1 protein-coding gene is annotated in these 1,577 nt (G+C 73.5%); it reads right to left on the reverse strand.

What is annotated here, in order from left to right; translation table 11 throughout:
* Nucleotides 1-63: 63 nt before the first annotated feature.
* Nucleotides 64-1,377 (reverse strand): GH25 family lysozyme, encoded by a 1,314-nt coding sequence (locus CCN39_RS43110; RefSeq protein ID WP_244211268.1) that lies wholly within the window; start codon nucleotides 1,375-1,377, stop codon nucleotides 64-66.
* Nucleotides 1,378-1,577 lie beyond the last annotated feature (200 nt).

Below are 1,577 nucleotides of genomic sequence, written 5' to 3' on the forward strand. Positions count from 1 at the left end.
CGCCGCGGAGCACCGAGCGGCGGGTCATGGGGAGGCTCATTCTCATCCTTTCCTAGCGGGGTTTCAGCGGTTGGCGAGCTGGTCGAGGTCGGCCTGGGTGCCGTTGAAGACGTCGCCGGTGGCCGGCGCGGGGATGCCGGCGGGGATGGCCGCGTCGGTGTACTGCCACATCAGCCAGGTCTTCGAGCCGGCGGGCAGCGCCGGCTGCGTGACGGACTGCCGGTAGTCCGCGAGTTGCATCGGGTAGGCCGAAAACGCCGTGGTGCCGCCCAGGCAGGCGTCCAGGAACGACTTCTGGGTGTAGATGATCGGGGTCCGGCCGAACGCCGCCTGGACCTTGTCCAGCCACGCCTTGGCGTCGGCGACGGTGACGTACGGCGGGCAGCCGCCGGAGCCGTCGTCCTTCCACTCCAGGTCGAACACGGGCGGCAGGTCACCGGCGCGCTTGCCGGTGTACCCGGTGGCCTTCACGGCGGCGATGAACCGGTCGGCCTGCGCGCCGCCGGTGCCGGCCGCGGTGCCCGTGTAGAAGTGGTACGGCCCCACGGCCAGGCCGGCGTTGCGCGCGGCGGGCAGGTCGGTGGCCAGGTAGTCGTCGGTGACGTTCAGGCCGCGCGTCGCCTTGACGGTCGCGAACTCGACGCCGGACGCCTTCACCGCGCTCCAGTCGATCGGCGCGCCCCCGGGGTGCTGGTACTTCGCCGTGTCGACGCCGTCGATCGGGTGGCCGGCGGGCTTCGGCGGCGTGCAGTAGGTGTTGCGGCTCGACCAGTCGGTGACCTTCGCCCACGTGGTGGGCCCGGCGACGCCGTCGGCACTGGCGTTGACGCAGTGCTGGAACTGGATCACCCGGGTGCGGGTGCCGTCCCCGAACCGGCCGTCGATCGTCAGCGGCGGGTAGTGCCCCGGCTCCATGGCGAGGTTGAGCCGGCACTGGAGTTCCTCGACGTCGGTGCCGGTGGAGCCGCTCTGCAGGGTCGGGCGGGCGGTGGAGAGGCCGCACACGACGCTCTGCGCCGTGCCGGCGGTGCCCTGGGTGACGCACTTGCGCGGCCGCGCGGACCAGGAGTTGAGGGCGGCCCAGGTGTTCGGCCCGATCCGGCCGTCCACGCTCAGGGCGGCGCACTTCTGGAAGACGCGGACCCGGGCGTCGGTCGCCGGGCCGAAGGAGCCGTCCGCGCCGATGGGCGGGTACCGGCTCGGCTTGGTCGCCAGGTTCAGTTCGCACTGAGCCTCGGCGACCGCGGCGCCGGTCGCCCCTTGTTCCAGGGTGGGCTGGGTGCTGGTGTGCCCGCACACCGCAACGGGTTCGGCCGCGACCGCGGCTGCGGCGGGGAACACCAGCAGCACCGCGACGGCCAGAGCGAGTCTTTGCATGGCGAGAAGGCTGGCAGCGGCCGGGCCGCCGATCGCCCCCCGGCGGCCGACCCGGGACGCCGGGACAGTCCCACCCCACCGGATCAGCGGAAACGCCACGCCGATGGGACGCGGCGGGGACGCCGGGCCGGCTCGTTCCGGATCGGCTCGCTCCGGGCCGGCTCGTTCTGGGCCGGCTCACTCCGGGCCAGCTCACTCCG

The organism is Amycolatopsis kentuckyensis, assembly GCF_002155975.1.
Lineage (GTDB): Bacteria > Actinomycetota > Actinomycetes > Mycobacteriales > Pseudonocardiaceae > Amycolatopsis > Amycolatopsis kentuckyensis.

What these genes read in the sequence shown, in the direction of transcription:
- CCN39_RS43110 (WP_244211268.1), bottom strand. Translation starts at nt 1,377, where the DNA reads ATGCAAAGACTCGCTCTGGCCGTCGCGGTGCTGCTGGTGTTCCCCGCC.